Raw genomic sequence first — 15,249 nt, 5'->3', positions numbered from 1 at the left:
TCAGCTGATGCGCTTGGCGGCGGTGAGGAGGCCTTCGGAGGTGGGGAGGAGGGCCGAGACGAGGTTGTCGTCGTCGCGGACGGCTCGGATCAGGTCTCGCAGGGCCATGGTGTCGGGGTCGCGGTGGGCGGGGTCGGCTACCCGGCCGCCGGTGAGGACGCCGGCGAAGGCGACGACGCCGCCGGGGCGGAGCAGGCGGAGGGCTTCGTGCAGGTACGCCGTGTTCTCGCGCCGGTCGGCGTCGCAGAAGACCAGGTCGTAGTGCCCGTCGGTGAGGCGGGTGACCACGTCCAGCCCGGCGCCGGCGATCAGGCGGAAGCGGTTGGAGGCGACACCCGCGTCCAGGAAGGTCTTGCGGGCCAGGCGCTGGTTCTCCGCGTCGATGTCGACGGTGGTCAGCGTGCCGTCGGCGCGCATCCCGCGCAGCAGGGCGAGCCCGGAGACGCCGGTCCCGGTGCCGATCTCGACGACCGCCTTCGCACCCGCGCCCGCGGCGAGCATGCTCAGGGCGGCCGCGGAGCCAGGGCCTATCGGGGCGACACCGCTGTCCGCGGCGCTCGCCCGCGCACCGGTGACGACTTCGTCCTCGCCGGTGTAGTCCTCGGCGTACGCCCAGGACGTCGGGTCGATGCCGGTGGCGATGGCGTCCTCCCAGTGGTCGGCGGAGTGTTCTGCGGCTGCGGTACCCATGCTGAACCAGAGCCTAGCGGTTGGAAGTCCGCTTTCCGTGCTGCACGCGCGGAGGTTGCGCACTCTTGCTCATAACAACCGACCCCCAATCAGATATGATCGTCCTCTGGTGGACGTGAGGAGGTGGTGAGGAGTGCGGTCAGGCGCGGATGACGTCGATACCGGCTTCCTTGAAGACCGAGAGCTGGCTCTCGTCGGCCTGGGCGTCGGTGACGAGGGTGTCGATCTCGCTCAGCTCGCAGATCCGGGCGAAGGCGCGCTGCCCGAGCTTGGACGAGTCGGCCACCACGACCACCTTCGCGGCCCGGCTGACGATCAGCTGGTTGATGTTCGCCTCGCCCTCGTGATGAGCGGTGGCACCGGTCTCGTCGATCCCGTCGACGCCGATGAAGGCGATGTCCAGCGACAGGTCGGACAGGATCCGGTGCGAGAGCGGGCCGATCATCTCGTAGGACTGCGGCCGGGCCACGCCGCCGGTCAGCACCATCTTCACGTGCGGCCGGACGATCAGCTCGTTGGCGATGTTCAGCGCGTTGGTGACGAGCGTGAACGCGGGCTCGCCGTGCTCCGCGGACAGCTCCGGGCGGGTCGCCAGTGTGCGCGCCACCTCGGAGATCGTGGTCCCGCCGTTCATCCCGATCACCATGCCGCGACGGACGAGCGTGGCCGCGGCTTGCGCGATCCGCTGCTTCTCGGACGCGAAACGCGCAGTCTTGTAGCGCAGCGGCAGGTCGTACGACACCGCGTTGGCCACGGCGCCGCCGCGGGTCCGGGTGAGGAGCTGCTGCTTGCCGAGATGGTCCAGGTCGCGCCTGATCGTGGCCGCCGAGACGTGCAACTGCTCGGCGAGCTCGTCGACGTCGATGGCGCCCTTCTCGGCGAGCGACTCGAGCAAGGTGTTCAGGCGTTCATAACGCTTCACCCGGGGCTCCTCCTTCACACAATCGGTCAGCCGGGTGGCGGCTGGTTGGCACCATTCGATCACGTTCGAGCAGTTTCGACCATGACAAGCGCGGAGACGACATGACGCAGACACCATTCGTGAGCACTGAGATCGCCACCCAACCCGACCTCTGGCGACAGATCTCGGACGGTTTCGCGCAGTACGGCGGTGCACTTCCGACGGCCGGGCAACGGGTCGCGGCGGTCGGCTGCGGCACCTCCTGGTTCATGGCGATGGCGTACGCCGCCCTGCGCGAGGACCTCGGTCAGGGCGAGACCGACGCGTTCGCCGGCTCCGAGTTCCCGGCCGGCCGCTCGTACGACGCCGTCGTGGTGATCAGCCGCTCCGGTACGACGACCGAAGTACTCGACCTGATCCGGACGACCGAGCTGCCGACCATCGCGATCACCGCGACGCCCGGCTCGCCGATCGTCGAGCTGGCCGATCACACGATCATGCTGGACTTCGCGGATGAGCAGTCCGTTGTGCAGACCCGGTTCGCCACCACCACGCTGGCCCTGTTGCGCGCGTCGCTCGGTCAGGACCTGACCCAGGCCGCTGCGGACGCTCAGACCGCACTGACCATCGACGTGGACGACCTGGCCAAGCTGGAGCAGGTCACGTACCTCGGCACGCGGTGGACGGTCGGCCTCGCGCACGAGGCCGCGCTCAAGCAGCGTGAGGCCGCGTCGGCGTGGACCGAGGCGTACCCGGCGATGGACTACCGGCACGGTCCGATCGCGATCGCGCAGCCCGGGCGCGGGGTCTGGATCTTCGGCGAGCCGCCGGTGGGTCTGCTCGACGACGTGGCCGCGACCGGTGCCACCGTCGTACACCACGACCTGGACCCGATGGCGTCGCTCGTCGTCGCCCAGCGGGTCGCGGTGGCCAAGTCGCTCGCACTCGGCCTCAACCCCGACCAGCCGCGCAGCCTCTCCCGCTCCGTCATCCTCGGCTGACCCCGGCACCGACCACACGAGGGGATAACCCCTGGACTTGCTCCTTCTCCCACCCTTACAAGGCCGGAGAAGGGGCAACTCCAGGGGTTATCCGCTCGTGGTGCGAGCCAGGCGGCCGAGCACGGCTGCGGTGAGGAGGCCGCCGGCGGCTGCGGTGAGGAGGCCTAGGGCAGCTGCGGTGATGGTGGCGGGGGTGCCGACGAGCGGGACGAGCACGCCGGCGGTGGCTTGGCCCAGCGCGGAGGTGCCGACGCGGAGGCTCGCGGCGGACGTACTGACCCGGCCCTGGAGGTACGGCGGGCTGTACTGCTGCCGCGCCGCGAACATCGCCGGTAGTGCCGGTCCCTCGGCCAGGCCGGCCGCGACCGCGAGCAGGACGAGTACTACGAACGTGTTCGCGAGCGGCCACGTGAGAAGTACCAGACCGTAGGCGGCGACCGACACCATCACGACGTACTCCGGACGCCAGCGCGACTGCAGTCGGCTGAGCAGCAGTGCCGTGGTGACACTGCCGATCTCGACCGCGGTCCACAGATAGCCCGCCGCGGACTTCGGCATGCCGAGTGAAGGCATGTGCAGCGGCAGTGCGATCAGCAGGATGCCGGTGAAGCCCATCAGTAGCGTCGTCGTGACAGTCGACGCCCGCAGTCGCGGCGTACGGGCGAGGTGAACCAGACCGCCGACGACCGAGCTGAAGAACGGCTCGCCGCCGGCGCCGACCGGCGGGAGGGCCGGCAGGCGACTGATCGCCAGGATGCTCAGCGCCGCTGCGATCACGATCACCACCGCGGCCGCATCGACCGAGGCGACGGCTGCAACGGTTGCCGCGGTCGACGGCCCGGCGATGGTCGCGCTGCTGAAGCTGACCGACTCGAACGCGTTCGCTCGCGCCAGCCGCTCCGGCCGGAACAGACTCGGCAGCATGCTGGTGAACCCGCCGCTCACCATCGGCAACGTCGCCCCCGCAACCGCCGCAAGGGCCGGCGGCACCCAGCTCGGACTGTGTCCGACGACCAGCAGCAGGCCGACCATGACCGCTCCAAGCGTCGCCTGGTTGACCGCCAGCGCACTACGCCGGTACGCCGTCCGGTCGAGCCACGCTCCGAGCAACGGACCGGTGACGATGGCCGGGAGAGCGTAGGCGGCCCCGGTGATGCCGGCGAGCGTCGGACTGTCGGTGCGATCCAGCACGAGCAGTACAAGCGTGAACGCAACCATCTCATCGGCGAACCGCGCCAGCGTCGCCGCAAGGTAGTAGCTGGGCACGCGCCGGACCTCCTGTAACGCAATCTAAGCTGTTACGCGTTACGCTAACAAATGCGTTACGGGAGGAGTCCAGTGGAAATCCAGTCCCCGGATCGGCTGATCCGGCTCGCCGTCGACCTGGTGAACACGCGAACGCGCGATCCCGAGCAGTTGACCTCGCCGGCCGCGCTGCGTGCGTTCCTGCTCGAGCACGGCGAGTCCGACCCGATCGAGTTGACCGAGGACGACCTGACCGCGGTCCGCGCAGTACGCGAGCGGGTGCGGCCGGTCTTCGACGCGGGTGGGGCTGAAGTGATCAACGGGCTGCTCGCGGAGTACGCCGTACGGCCGTATCTCTCGGATCACGATGGCTCGCCGTGGCATCTGCATGTGGCGGAGCCGGGTGCGTCGTGGGCCGAATGGTTGGCGGCGACGACCGCGCTCGGCCTGGCGACATTCGTGGCAGGCCACGGCTTCGAGGCGCTGGGTGTCTGCGCCGCCGTCGACTGTGAGCGGGTTTTCGCGAACCCGGCGGAGCGACGGCCGCGCCGGTTCTGCACGCCGAAATGCGGCAGTCGCAGCCGGGTCGCGTCGTACCGGGCCCGGCGGAGCTAACAGATGCGAAACCAGTTTCGCTGAGGTCTAGTATTTGCGAAAGCGCTTGCGCTACTCTGCGGAACGGTCGGCTCGCCGATCGCCATCCCCGCAGAGGAGCTTCGATGAACAGATTCGCAATCCGTTGTGCGGCAGGGCTTTCAGTGCCGTTCTTGCTGGTGGCCTGCTCCAGTGCGCCGTCCTCGACCGGTGATTCCGGCTCGAGTGGACAGGTGACGATCACGGTCGGTGACCGTCCGACCAGCTCGGATCCCGCCAACCGGGCGGCGTTCGACAAGCGGGTCGCCGACTTCGAGAAGGCGAACCCGGATATCAAGCTGAACCCGGTCGAGACGCTCTGGGACGCGACCACGTTCCAGGCGCAGGCGGCCGGCGGTCAGTTGCCGGACGTGCTCAACGTGCCGTTCACCGAGCCGCAGGGCCTGATCGCCCGCAAGCAGGTCGCGGACCTGACCAAGGTGCTCAAGGACGACGGCTTGATGAGCCAGCTGAACCCGAACGTGCTCAAGATCGCCCAGGACCAGTCCGGCAACGTGTTCGCGGTCCCGACCGCGGCGTACTCCGTGGGTCTGGTCTACAACCGCGACCTGTTCAAGAAGGCCGGTCTGGACCCGGACAAGCCGCCGGCGACCTGGGACGAACTCCGGCAGGACGCCAAGCAGATCGCGCAGAAGACCGGGCAGGCCGGCTACGCGCAGATGACCACGAACAACACCGGCGGCTGGATGTTCACCACCCAGAGCTACGCGTTCGGCGGTTCGATCGAGAACGAGGACGGTAGCCAGGCGACGTTCGACGACGCGCCGTCCAAGGCTGCGCTGCAGCTGCTGCACGACATGAAGTGGGTCGACAAGTCCATGGGGCAGGCCGTGCTCTACGACATCGACGGCATCTCGAAGGCGTTCGCGGCCGGCAAGATCGGCATGTTCATGTCGGCGCCGGACGCGTACCGCACGCTGGTCAACATCAACGGCCTGAAGTCGTCGGCGTTCGGCATCGGCCCGATGCCGCAGCAGGGCGGCGACCACGGCACGCTCAGTGGCGGCAGCGTCCAGATCGTCAGCCCGAACGCGACGGACGCCGAGAAGTCGGCCGCGGTCAAGTGGATCAAGTTCAACTACCTGAACAAGTACGTGAACCAGGACGCCGCGGTGACAGCCGCCAAGGCCGGCGTGGCTGGGAAGCTGCCGGTCGGAACGCCGGGCCTGCCGGTGGTCGCGGCTGACCAGTGGGCGACGTACCAGAGCTGGATCAAGCCGTACGTCAATGTGCCGTTGGACCAGTTCGCGCCGTACACCAAGGTGGCGGCCGACCAGAAGATCATCCCTGAGCCGCCGGTGAAGGCTCAGGAGGTGTACGCCGCGCTCGACCCGGTCGTGCAGACCGTGCTGGGCAACGCGAAGGCCGACATCCCGGCGCTGCTGACCAAGGCCGCCGGCACCGTGAATGCCAAGCTCGGGCGCTGACTTGCTCCGCCGCCTGCGCAACGGAGTACCGGCGGTGCTGTTCGCGCTGCCGGTGCTCCTGGTCTTCGTGGTGTTCTCGTGGGGCCCGATCGTCAAGGGCCTGGTGATGAGCGTCCAGCAGACCAACCTGATCGATCCGGTCAAGTGGGTCGGGCTGGAGAACTTCCGGTACGTGCTGTCGGACCCTGGTGTCGGTCAGGCAGCGCTGAACACGCTCTGGTTCACCTTGCTGGCTTTGCTGTTCGGCTTCCCGGTGCCGGTGCTGCTGGCGATGTTCCTGTCCGAGTTGAGGGGCAAGTCCTGGCTGTACTCGACACTGGCGTACCTGCCGGTGATCACGCCGCCGGTGGTCGCCATCCTGCTCTGGCGGTTCTTCTACGACCCGTCGCCGAGCGGGATGTTCAACACCATCCTCGGCACCGTCGGACTCGGACCGTACCCCTGGCTGGACAGTCCGTCGTCCGCGATGCCGTCGATCGTGCTGGAAGCGACCTGGGCCGGTGCGGGCAACGCAGTGATCATCTACCTGGCCGCGCTGACCTCGGTACGCGCGGACCTGTACGAGGCGGCCGAGCTGGACGGAGCAGGCGTCGTACGACGGGTGTGGCACGTGATGCTGCCGCACCTGCGGGGTGTCCTGCTGCTGATGCTGCTCCTGCAGGTGATCGGCACGATGCAACTGTTCACCGAGCCGCTGCTGTTCACCGGCGGCGGACCGCAGGGGTCGACCATGACGATTCTGCTGCTCATCTACAACTACGCCTTCGTCAACGGTGACTATGGCGCTGCCACTGCGCTGAGCGTGCTGCTGGCGCTGGCCCTCGCAGTACTGTCGGCAGCCTTCCAGTTGGCGACGCGTGGCTGGAGTACGGAGTGAGCGGGGATCGGGGTGCGCTGTCGGATTCCGACCGCCGGCTCACCCGGGTTCGAGTGCCGTTCGTCGTCGGGCAGGTCGTCGTACTGATCGGACTGCTCATCGCCGGTCTCGGTCCGCTGCTTTGGTTGCTCAAGGCAGCGATCTCGCCGACACAGGACAGCATCCGGTCGCCACTTGCGTGGTTCCCGTCCGGCCAGGTGCAGTGGGGCAACCTCGCCACTGCCTGGCAACAGGGCCACATCGGCTACTACCTCGGCAACACCGCCATGATCGCGGCAGGTACTGCGCTGGCGTCCCTGATCGTCTGTACGACGGCCGGCTACGTACTGAGCGTGCTCCGGCCGCGGTGGGGCGCAGTGCTGTCCGCAGGGATCCTGGCGACGCTGTTCGTCCCGCACATCGTCTCGCTCGTGCCGCTGTACTTGACCGTGCTGAAAGTGCCCGTGGTGCACGCGAACCTGACCAACACGTTCTGGGCGGTCTGGCTGCCACCCGCGGCCAGTGCGTTCAACGTACTGATTGTGAAGCGGTTCTTCGACGGCATCCCGCGCGAGTACTTCGAAGCGGCCCGGATCGACGGCGCCGGGTCGATCCGCGTGTTCACCTCGCTCGTGCTCCCGCTGTCGCGGCCGATCCTCGGTGTGGTCGTGCTGCTCAGCATCATCTCCTCCTGGAAGGACTACCTGTGGCCTCTGCTGGTGCTGACGAATCCGGATCTGCAGCCGGTCTCGGTGGCGTTGCCCAAGATCGCCAAGGTGACGGAGCTCAACATCCAGTTGGCGGGGCTGTTCCTGGCCCTGCTGATCCCGGTGCTGCTGTTCCTGGTTTTCCAGCGAGCATTTCTACGTGGTGTGGGCCTGTCTGGGGGAATCAAGGCGTGAAACGTGTTCTGGTCACCGGTGCGGACGGATCGATCGGCCGGGCCGCGGTCGACGGCCTACAAGCTGCCGGGTACGACGTGACCGGTCTGTCGCTGCGCTACGACCACAGCAGTACGGCGGACCGTCCGATCGTCGGCGATGCGCGGTCGGCCGAGGACGTGACGGCCGCACTCGACGGCGTGGACGCCGTACTGCACCTGGCCGCGATTCCACATCCCAGCCTGGGTACGCCGGAGGAGGTGTTCGAGAACAACGTCGCCGCGACGTTCAACGTGCTGGCCCAGGCCGGGCAGCAGGGGATCGAGCGGGTGGTGATTGCCAGCAGCATCAACGCGTTCGGCGTACCGATGAACGTGAACGAGGTGGAGCCGGCGTACTACCCATTGGACGAGGAGGTGGAGGCGGATATCGCTGACGCGTACTCGTTGTCCAAAAGTGTCGACGAACAGAGCGCGCGGATGGCCTGGCGCCGCTGGGGGATCAACGTGATCGCACTGCGGTTCCCGTTGGTGAAGAGTCGCGAGGAGCTGTTCAAGTTCGCAGCGCGGGCCGAGAACGACCCGTCGGTGATGGCGCGCGAAGGCTGGGCCTACCTCGACCTGCGGGACGGTGTACGGGCGATCATCGCCGCCCTCGAGTCGACGGCCCCGGGTGCGCACGTGCTCGGTCTGGCCGCCGACGACATCCTCATCGACCGGAAGACCGACGAACTGCTGCGTGAGTACGCACCGGCAGTTCCGTTGAGGCGACCGGTGCAGGGACGTGATTCGCTGGTCGACACCACGCGGGCGCGGGAACTACTGGGCTTCAGTCCGCGGTACTCGATCCACGATCAGGCGGTGTCCGCGACGACCACGTGAGGTTCGACGTACTCCACGCCGGGCTTGAGGTCGCCCTCCAGTAGCCGGTTGGCGACCTGGCGGCCGATCTCCTCGAGGCCGACGTCGATCGTGGTCAGGTGCCTGGTGCCGCGCTGGTCGTGCATCAGGCTCTCCCAGTTGTCGACGCCGATCAGGGCGATGTCACCGGGCACCTGCCGGCCGCTGGCCCGGACCACCCGCTCCACACCACGGCCGATGGCGTCGCTGCCGCAGAAGATCGCGTCCAGGTCGGGGGCCTCGGCCAGCAGCTCGGTCGCGGCCTGCTCGCCCCACTCCTCGCGCCAGCGGCCGAAGCGGACCGGTGCCGCCCATTCGAGTCCGGCTTCGGCGAGGAGCTGACCGGCGCCCTCGGCTCGTCGTTGCGCTGCCATGTCGTGCGGCTCGGCGGTGAGGTGCGCGATCTTGCGCCGGCCGCCGGCCAGCAGGTGGCTGATCGCGAGCCGGCCGATGGCGTGGTCGTCGGCGGTGATCGTGGTGTCCTGCGGGTCCTCCGGAACCGTGAACGCGTTGATCACCGGGACGTCGAACCGGCTGGTGAACGACGGCGTCCGGAACGACGTACTGGTGCCGATCACGATCACGCCGTCGATCCGGCGGGCCCGGAGCTGCAGGACGCTCTCGGTCACGTCGTGCTGCTCCTCCATGCGGGCGTCGTACAGCAGGATGGCCTGCTCCTTGGCGCCGAGCTCGGTGGCGGCGGTGGCCAGGACCACGCGGGTGAACGGGTTCGACGCGCGGTGGGTGAGGACGCCGATGGTCTGGCTGCGGCCGCGGGCGAACGAGCGGGCCAGCGCGTTGTGCCGGAAGCCGAGCCGGTCCGCCGTGACCCGCACGTGTTCCCGGGTGGCTTCGGAGATCCGATCGGTGCCGTTCAGCGCCTTGGAGGCCGTCGAGAGCGACACCCCAGCCGCAGCGGCCACGTCGGACAGGGTGATCACTGATTCGGCCATGTGCACATCGTAGTCAGCTCTGACCCGTTGACAGCCGCCTCGCGGCGTATGAAGGTGTGATTTGCGAAACCGCTTTCGCTTCCCCTGGGAGGAGCACTTCATGACCCGTCGCCGCTCCGGCGCAGTCAGTCTTCTCACGGCCGGCTTGCTGCTGGCCGCCGTCATCCAGTCACCTGCCCGCGCCGCGACGACCGCCGCGCCGACTCTGACCATCACGCCGACCACGGTCGGCAACACCTTCACCGTCGGGCAGCAGGTGAAGCTCGGCTTCAGCACCGACGCCGCGACCGTCAACTGGACCGTCCGCGACGCCGGCGGCACCGAGGTCGCCAAGGGCTCCGCATCGGCCGCCTCGCTCAACGGACAGCTTCCGCTGTCGATCAGTACGCCGGGCTGGTACCAGACCGACCTCGCGGCAGTCGGGTCCGACGGCACGACCACGCTCGGCGGCACGGACTTCGCCGTACTGACTCCGCACGACTTCTCCACCTCGACGGACACTCGGATCGGCGTCGCGGGCGCACTGGGGTTCGGCGGCACGGCCAATCCCGGTCTGGAGGCGGTACCGCTGATGGCTCAGGGCGGAATCTCCACCGACCGGGACGAGGCGTTCTGGGCGGCGGCCGAGACCACCAAGGGCGTTATCGCGTTCCCGCAGCGGTACAAGGACTACAAGGCCGCACTGGACGCGAACAACGTGGACTTCCTGAACATCCTCGACTACGGCAACACGCTGTACTACCCGGACGAGGCCCCGTCGACCGACGAGCAGCGGGAGGCCTTCACGCGGTACGCCGTCGCTGCGGTGGACCAGTGGGGTACCGAGCACACGACGTACGAGCTGTGGAACGAGTGGAACCTGCGCGACCCGAACGGCGCCGCGAAGGCCAGCCCGGAGAACTACGTCGCACTGCTCAAGATGGTGAGCGCGGCGGTCCGGGCGAAGCACCCGGACGTGAAGCTGACCGGTCCGTCGCTGGCGGTCATCAACGACTGGCAGGGCTGGTTCACCAAGTTCGCCGACCTCGGCGGGCTGGACTACGTGGACGCGGTGACCATCCACCCGTACGTGCAGCCGCTGGACCCGGAGGCGTCGGTCACCTACGTCAACACGATCCGCAGCATCATGGCGGCGCACGGCTCGACCAAGCCGATCTACATCAGCGAGCAGGGCTGGGCCACCGGTACCAACCCGAGCGCGGTGTCGGAGCCGGCTCAGGCGCGTGATCTGGTGCGCGGCAACCTGCTGGCGTACGGGAACGGTGTGGCGCGCTACAGCTCGTACAACTTCATGGACTCGGGCACCGACCCGTCCAACGTCGAGAACCGGTTCGGCCTGGTGCGCAACCGGCTCGACACCCGCGGCGCGCTCGTCCCGAAGCCGTCGTACGTCGCCACCGCCGTCCTGGCCCGCCAGATCGACGAGCTCCCGCTGATCGGGGAGACCCGCTTCGGATCCAACGGGTACGACGTCGCCTTCAACGCCGGCGGTGGACAGTCCGTGCATGCAGTCTGGTCGACCACACCAGGAGTCGTAGCGGCGACTGCGCCCGCAGGGTCGACCGTCGAGGTCACGAACCTGTACGGCGCGACGACGACCCTCACCGCGGACCCTGGCGGTCATGTGTGGGTGACAGCCGGGCCGGACCCGGTCTATCTGCGTGGTGCGATCAGTGGGCCGATGCTTCCGTCGTCGCGGTTCGCGCTGTCGGTGGCGCCGGAGATCGCGGGAGACCCGGCCACGGGCACGCTGACCTTCACGAACCCGGATGCGGTCACTCACGCCTACACCGTGTCGGCAGGCGGTGCTGACACCACCGGCTCTGTCGCCGCAGGTGCTACCGCGACCACTCCGGTCAGCTACCCGGCGCAGGACTCGACCGGACCGCGCACCTACTCGGCCAAGGTCACTGTGGATGGACAGGCAGTCGCACTGGTGTCGGCGAGCGGCACCGCGACTCCACCGCTGTCAGTGACTGCGTCACATGTCGTCAACGGGAGTGGGAAGGATCTGCTGCGGTTCCGGGTGACGAATGCGTCTTCGCATGCGCAGGAGGTGGCCGGGCTCGATTGGGTGTCCGGTAGTGCGTCCGGGACGTTGCTGGCTGGGTGCACGGTCGCGGCGAATGCCACGCGAGAGGTTGATGTGCCGATCAGCCTGTCAGCACCTTCGACGTGGTCCGCGAGCCTGCGGCGGACCGGCGAGGCGGATATCAAGGCATCGGGGACGCTGGTGCCCGTCACTGCGCCGACCGTCGCCAAGCGGTACACCGTGAAGCTGGACGGGGTCATCGACCCGGCCGTCGCACGGCAGCCGGCAATCGCGCTGGAAGGGACCGGTACGCCGCCGGTGACCGGGTGGGGTGGGCCGAGTGACCTGTCGGGTTCGCTGTGGCTCACACACGACGACGACAACCTGTATCTGTCCGCCAAGGTCACCGATGACGTGTTCTCGCAGCCGAACCGGGCCGGCAACATCTGGGGCGGTGACGGTCTGCAGCTCGGGATGACCGCAGGTGCGCCGGGCGAGACCACCCAGACGCAGGAGATCGGTGCTGCGCTGACCGACGCCGGTCCGGTCGACACCTGGCGTTGGACACCGACCTCCCAGGCCGGCGTGCCGCCGGGCGTACAGGCCAAGGTCGTGCGCGACGAGACCGCCCACACCACGACGTACGAGATCGCGATCCCGTGGAGCACGCTCGGATTCGCGGCCAAGGACCGGCTGCTGTCGACGACCGTGGTGATCAACGAGAACGACGGCACCGGGCGGCGCGGCTGGCTGACCTGGGGCAAGGGCGTCGCGGAGACGAAGAACCCGGCGCTGTTCAACCCGGTCCGGCTCGCACCGGAGGCGGCGCGCTAGCCGCGCAGAGCCGCCGACTGACTCGGCGTAGGTGCCCTGGTCTGCTGCCCGAGGGGCACCTACGCCGAACCCTTGCGCCCCGCCTAGGATCGAGACATCCGGAGTACAGACCGGGGTACAGAGGAGTGCGAGTTGAGTCACACCGTGCTGGCCGAGCTGGTGGCCAATGTGCTGAAGGTCACCGCCAAGGCCGGGGACACGGTGGGTCCCGAGGACACCCTGGTCATCCTGGAGTCGATGAAGATGGAGATCCCGGTGCTCGCCGAGGTGGCCGGCACGATCACCGAGCTGAAGGTCGCCGAAGGTGAGGTTGTCCGCGACGGCGACCCGATCGCCGTGATCGAGGAGAACTGATTCAACCGAAATGGCCTGCTGCGCGTCTTTACCGGTGAGGGCACCGGCCGGGAACTTCCGGCCGGGGCGCCGCGTTGAGCCGTCGTACGAGCGACTCAGGGTTCTACCCGGGTCTTCCCGACGTGCGCAGAGGACGGTGACCGCGGCACCATGGCCTTCACGCTTATTGCCGAGAGGACCCAGGGAGGCGTCGCGGTGAAGCCCGCCGACACCAGGACCGCGCCCGCGCCGGAGGCGCCGGAGGTGCTGCCCTCGTGGGACGAGATCGTCCGCGCCCACTCCGCCCGGGTCTACCGGCTCGCCTACCGCCTGACGGGTAACAAGCACGACGCCGAGGACCTGACCCAGGAAGTGTTCGTCCGGGTCTTCCGCTCGCTGTCGTCGTACACGCCGGGCACCTTCGAGGGCTGGCTGTACCGGATCACCACGAACCTGTTCCTCGACGGCGCCCGCCGTAAGCAGCGGATCCGCTTCGACGGCCTGCCCGAGGACGCCCACGACCGGCTGCCGGCCAAGGGCGAGGGCCCGGCCGAGAAGCTGGACTCCGACCTGTTCGACCACGACGTGCAGGACGCGCTCGACGCGCTGCCCGAGGACTTCCGCGCCGCCGTCGTGCTGTGCGACATCGAGGGCATGACGTACGACGAGATCGCCGACGTCCTGGACGTGAAGCTCGGCACCGTCCGCAGCCGCATCCACCGCGGCCGGTCGATGCTGCGCAAACACCTGGAGCACCGGGCCCCGCGGTCCGGCCAGACCCGGGTCGGCGGTCCACCGGCCGACGGTGGCCTGTTCAGCGACGGAGGCGACCTCCGATGAGTCTGCACCCGCTCGACAAGCTGAGCGCCGTGGTCGACGGTGAGCTCGACCACGACTCCCGCGACAAGGTGCTGAGCCACCTGGTCGGTTGCGACACCTGTCGCGCCGAGGTGGACGCACAGCGCCGGCTGAAGGCGCGGATGGCCGGCCTGGACTCGCAGGACCCGTCCACCGACCTGATGCAGCGCCTGATGGGCGTCTCGTCGTTCGCGACCGAGCCACGGGAAGAGGTCCGTCCGGTGCTCACGCCGGCCGTCAGCCTGTTCCCGCAGCGGTCCGCGTTCCCCGCCGGCCGGACCGGTGGCACCCGGCCCGGCGCCGCCCGCGGCACCAGGTCCCGCCGCCGTGCCGGCGTGCTGGGCGCAGCCGGCTCAGCTGCCGCGGTCGCCTCCCTGCTCGGTACTGCGTTCGTCGTCGGCGACCCGGCCCGGTCGGAGCAGCCGCCGGCGTTGCAGCCGCCGGTCGCGAGCTTCACGTCCGACCACGCGACCACGAGCGGCGGAGCCCCGTTCGCGGATCCGGTCGCCGTGCTCAACTCCTACAACGGTTCTGGGTACGCCGGGCTGACCTCGACGCTCCAGCCGGTGGCCCTGACAGGGCGTTGACCGGTGAGCCTGTCCCGGCTCGCCGTCCTGGTCAGCACAGCCCTGATCGGTTTCGGCCTGCCCACGTCCGCAGCCGCCGTACCGGCGCTCTCGAAGGCGGACTCGCCGACCGCGGTGAGCTGGCTGCAGCGTGCCGCCGCCGCACCCAACCGGGTCTCGTACCACGGCACGCAGATCATCACCGCCTGGGGACCGCAGGGCGCCAGCTCGGCGATGTTCGACATCACCCACGCGGCGTCGCAAGGCTCCGAGATCAGCGTGCTCGGTTCGTCGTCCGCGCCGGGTGCGAAGGCGTTCGTGCAACGAGCCACGACGACCGACGCCGCGATTGACGGGGGACCGCTGGCGCTGCTGCAGGCGACGTACCAGTTGGTCGACAAGTGCTGCACCGACCTCATCGGACGGACCGCGGTGCTCGTCGAGGCGCTGCGGGACGACAAGACGCTGGCCGCCCGGTTCTGGATCGACAAGGCGACCGGACTGCTTCTGCAGCGTCAGCTCTTCGGTGAGGACGGCAAGACGATGGTCCGGGCCACGGTCTTCACCGAGCTCGAGATCGAGGACTCCGAGTTCCTCGGCCATCTGCCGCCGATGCTGCCCAGCGGCGTCGAGGCGGTCGGCATGGGCAAGGTCGACAACCTGCGCTCCCAGGGCTGGGTGTGTGCACCGGAGCTGCCCGCGTCGCTCAAGCTGTACGACGTCCACCAGGACACCTCCAACGGCTCCCTGCAGTTCTCGTACTCCGACGGTCTGTTCAACGTTTCGGTGTTCGAGCAGCGCGGCACGCTCGACCCGGCCGCCGTCGCGGGCTTCAGCACGACGGACAGCCCGGGCGTCTACCAGCGGTACGGGATGCCGTCGTACGTCGTCTGGTCGTCCGGCGGGATCGTCTACACGCTGATCGGGGACCTGCCGCCGGAACAGCTCGGAGAGGTGGTCCGGGCGTTCGGGCACGACGTGCCGATCAAGCTGACGGCCATCGAGCGGCTGGGCACCGGGCTGGCGAAAATCGCGACCTGGCTCACTCCGATGGGTGCACTCTCGCCGAAGCTGGGATAATCGAATCTGGAAGGTCCTCCGGTTACCCCCGGCAGGCAC

Annotated in this window: 15 protein-coding genes; 11 read left to right on the top strand and 4 right to left on the bottom strand. The window is 68.6% G+C overall.

All coding sequences use genetic code 11. The annotated features are described in order from the left end of the window. On the bottom strand, positions 1–690 hold the full coding sequence (locus tag OHA10_RS02115) for an O-methyltransferase (protein WP_371404467.1): 690 nt from the start codon (positions 688–690) through the stop codon (positions 1–3). A 139-nt stretch (positions 691–829) separates the two neighbouring features. After that, positions 830–1,612 carry a DeoR/GlpR family DNA-binding transcription regulator gene (locus tag OHA10_RS02110; protein ID WP_371404466.1) on the bottom strand — a complete coding sequence of 261 codons (783 nt, stop codon included), beginning with the start codon at positions 1,610–1,612 and terminating at the stop codon, positions 830–832. Positions 1,613–1,731: 119 nt separating this feature from the next. Between OHA10_RS02110 and OHA10_RS02105 the strand changes: the two genes are divergently transcribed. Next, positions 1,732–2,592, top strand: coding sequence for an SIS domain-containing protein (locus OHA10_RS02105; RefSeq protein WP_371404465.1), 861 nt, complete (start codon positions 1,732–1,734; stop codon positions 2,590–2,592). An 87-nt stretch (positions 2,593–2,679) separates the two neighbouring features. Here OHA10_RS02105 and OHA10_RS02100 read toward each other — a convergent pair whose 3' ends face one another. Then, entirely contained in the window at positions 2,680–3,858 is a 1,179-nt protein-coding gene (locus tag OHA10_RS02100) for an MFS transporter (protein ID WP_371404464.1), read from the bottom strand. Positions 3,859–3,930: 72 nt separating this feature from the next. Here OHA10_RS02100 and OHA10_RS02095 point away from each other — a divergent pair, with 72 nt between their 5' ends. The 5 genes from OHA10_RS02095 (at position 3,931) to OHA10_RS02075 (ending at position 8,536) form a co-directional block, all read left to right on the top strand. Beyond that, positions 3,931–4,452 carry an ABATE domain-containing protein gene (locus OHA10_RS02095; protein WP_371404463.1) on the top strand — a complete coding sequence of 174 codons (522 nt, stop codon included), beginning with the start codon at positions 3,931–3,933 and terminating at the stop codon, positions 4,450–4,452. 104 nt (positions 4,453–4,556) lie between these two features. Beyond that, positions 4,557–5,918 carry an extracellular solute-binding protein gene (locus OHA10_RS02090; RefSeq protein ID WP_371404462.1) on the top strand — a complete coding sequence of 454 codons (1,362 nt, stop codon included), beginning with the start codon at positions 4,557–4,559 and terminating at the stop codon, positions 5,916–5,918. A gap of 34 nt (positions 5,919–5,952) precedes the next feature. Continuing rightward, the gene (locus tag OHA10_RS02085) at positions 5,953–6,795 is read left to right on the top strand and encodes a carbohydrate ABC transporter permease (protein WP_371404461.1); all 843 of its coding nucleotides are present in this window, start codon (positions 5,953–5,955) and stop codon (positions 6,793–6,795) included. Continuing rightward, complete coding sequence (locus OHA10_RS02080; protein WP_371404460.1) at positions 6,792–7,676, top strand: carbohydrate ABC transporter permease; 885 nt, start codon at positions 6,792–6,794, stop codon at positions 7,674–7,676. Before OHA10_RS02085 ends, OHA10_RS02080 begins: the two co-directional genes overlap by 4 nt. Then, the gene (locus OHA10_RS02075) at positions 7,673–8,536 is read left to right on the top strand and encodes an NAD-dependent epimerase/dehydratase family protein (protein ID WP_371404459.1); all 864 of its coding nucleotides are present in this window, start codon (positions 7,673–7,675) and stop codon (positions 8,534–8,536) included. Before OHA10_RS02080 ends, OHA10_RS02075 begins: the two co-directional genes overlap by 4 nt. On the opposite strand, the gene OHA10_RS02070 is transcribed toward OHA10_RS02075, so the two are convergent. Continuing rightward, the gene (locus OHA10_RS02070) at positions 8,509–9,507 is read right to left on the bottom strand and encodes a LacI family DNA-binding transcriptional regulator (protein ID WP_371404458.1); all 999 of its coding nucleotides are present in this window, start codon (positions 9,505–9,507) and stop codon (positions 8,509–8,511) included. The two genes, OHA10_RS02075 and OHA10_RS02070, sit on opposite strands and share 28 nt — an antisense overlap. 100 nt (positions 9,508–9,607) lie before the next feature. Here OHA10_RS02070 and OHA10_RS02065 point away from each other — a divergent pair, with 100 nt between their 5' ends. From OHA10_RS02065 to OHA10_RS02045, 5 genes are all read left to right on the top strand, one after another. Beyond that, positions 9,608–12,373 carry a sugar-binding protein gene (locus tag OHA10_RS02065; protein WP_371404457.1) on the top strand — a complete coding sequence of 922 codons (2,766 nt, stop codon included), beginning with the start codon at positions 9,608–9,610 and terminating at the stop codon, positions 12,371–12,373. Positions 12,374–12,505: 132 nt separating this feature from the next. Further along, positions 12,506–12,727, top strand: coding sequence for a biotin/lipoyl-binding carrier protein (locus OHA10_RS02060; protein WP_371404456.1), 222 nt, complete (start codon positions 12,506–12,508; stop codon positions 12,725–12,727). A 150-nt stretch (positions 12,728–12,877) separates the two neighbouring features. Continuing rightward, positions 12,878–13,546: an RNA polymerase sigma factor SigE gene (gene sigE, locus OHA10_RS02055; protein ID WP_371404455.1), complete on the top strand. Its 669-nt coding sequence runs from the start codon at positions 12,878–12,880 to the stop codon at positions 13,544–13,546. Further along, a complete protein-coding gene (locus OHA10_RS02050) occupies positions 13,543–14,151 on the top strand; it encodes an anti-sigma factor (RefSeq protein WP_371404454.1) in 609 nt (202 codons plus the stop codon). Before sigE ends, OHA10_RS02050 begins: the two co-directional genes overlap by 4 nt. 3 nt (positions 14,152–14,154) lie before the next feature. Then, positions 14,155–15,210, top strand: a complete 1,056-nt coding sequence (locus OHA10_RS02045) for a sigma-E factor regulatory protein RseB domain-containing protein (protein ID WP_371404453.1) — start codon at positions 14,155–14,157, stop codon at positions 15,208–15,210. Positions 15,211–15,249: the final 39 nt, after the last annotated feature.

Origin of the sequence: Kribbella sp. NBC_00662 (genome assembly GCF_041430295.1) — a bacterium.
GTDB lineage: Bacteria > Actinomycetota > Actinomycetes > Propionibacteriales > Kribbellaceae > Kribbella.
This window is presented reverse-complemented; position numbering and strand designations above follow the sequence as displayed.

What these genes read in the sequence shown, in the direction of transcription:
- OHA10_RS02115 (WP_371404467.1), bottom strand. Translation starts at nt 690, where the DNA reads ATGGGTACCGCAGCCGCAGAACACTCCGCCGACCACTGGGAGGACGCC.
- OHA10_RS02090 (WP_371404462.1), top strand. Translation starts at nt 4,557, where the DNA reads ATGAACAGATTCGCAATCCGTTGTGCGGCAGGGCTTTCAGTGCCGTTC.
- OHA10_RS02070 (WP_371404458.1), bottom strand. Translation starts at nt 9,507, where the DNA reads ATGGCCGAATCAGTGATCACCCTGTCCGACGTGGCCGCTGCGGCTGGG.
- OHA10_RS02065 (WP_371404457.1), top strand. Translation starts at nt 9,608, where the DNA reads ATGACCCGTCGCCGCTCCGGCGCAGTCAGTCTTCTCACGGCCGGCTTG.
- sigE (WP_371404455.1), top strand. Translation starts at nt 12,878, where the DNA reads ATGGCCTTCACGCTTATTGCCGAGAGGACCCAGGGAGGCGTCGCGGTG.
- OHA10_RS02050 (WP_371404454.1), top strand. Translation starts at nt 13,543, where the DNA reads ATGAGTCTGCACCCGCTCGACAAGCTGAGCGCCGTGGTCGACGGTGAG.